Annotated in this window: 1 pseudogene; it reads left to right on the forward strand. The window is 47.6% G+C overall.

Annotated features, from left to right (window positions below):
- Positions 1 to 1,188: pseudogene (locus tag HMPREF3201_RS07795) on the forward strand (hypothetical protein); the annotation flags it as partial.

Consider the following 1,188-nt stretch of genomic DNA (forward strand, 5'->3'; position numbering starts at 1 on the left):
AATCCGATTGTTTCGGCCGTTACCTTGACCAATACGGGTCTTGACAATGGCGGCAATAAGGTCACTAATGTCGCTGCCGGTACGGAAGATACGGACATCGTCAACTTAGGTCAGCTCAAAGGAAGTACGATCGGATCGAGTAAGGTTGAATACACCGATGCCGGAGTAGGAACCGTAACCTTAACCATGCAGGACGGAAGTACCGTTGAAATTGGCGGCCTGCAGGATAAGTACATTACCGGAGCGAGCCTGGATGGGAATAAGCTGACCATTACCAGAAACGACAATGAAAAGTTTGAAGTCGATAAGATTGCCACGACTGACGACATTATTGGTGAAAACAGTAAAGTAAACCTGAAGTTCACCGGTGACGATACGTCCGAAAATGGCACGATTACGAAGCTCAATGGTGCTACACTCAATGTCCTCGGCGGAGCCAGTGAATTTACGACTGCCAATAACATCGGCGTCGTCAAAGAAAATGACGCACTGAAAGTTAAGCTGGCAAAAGACATTTCCATGGGTGATGGCAGCATTACCTTTGCACCTACAGGAGCAAAAGACGCTGACGGCAATACCTTGGTACAGGGCCAAGACGGCAAGTGGTATTCTGATTTGTCCGATGCGACTTATGATGCGACCAATAATGTCTATACTAAGTCCGATGGCACTACTGTAAGCGCCGTAGAAAATCCGGTCGTTTCGGCCGTTACCTTGACCAATACCGGCCTCGACAATGGCGGCAATAAGATCACCAATGTCGCTGCCGGTACGGAAGATACGGATATCGTCAACTTAGGTCAGCTCAAAGGAAGTACGATCGGATCGAGTAAGGTCGAATACACCGATTCCGGTGTAGGTACGGTGACCTTAACCATGCAGGATGGAAGTACCGTTGAAATTGGCGGCCTGCAGGATAAGTACATTACCGGAGCGAGTCTGGATGGCAATAAGCTGACTATAACTCGCAACGACAATGAAAAGTTTGAAGTTGATAAGATTGCCACGACTGACGACATTATTGGTGAAAACAGTAAAGTAAACCTGAAGTTCACCGGTGACGATACATCCGAAAATGGCACGATTACCAAAATCAATGGTGCTACACTCAATGTCCTCGGTGGTGCTACTGAATTTACTACAGCCAATAACATCGGAGTCGTCAAAGACGGCGAGGCTCTGAGAGTA

Source organism: Megasphaera sp. MJR8396C (assembly GCF_001546855.1).
In the GTDB taxonomy this organism is placed as follows: Bacteria; Bacillota; Negativicutes; order Veillonellales; family Megasphaeraceae; genus Megasphaera.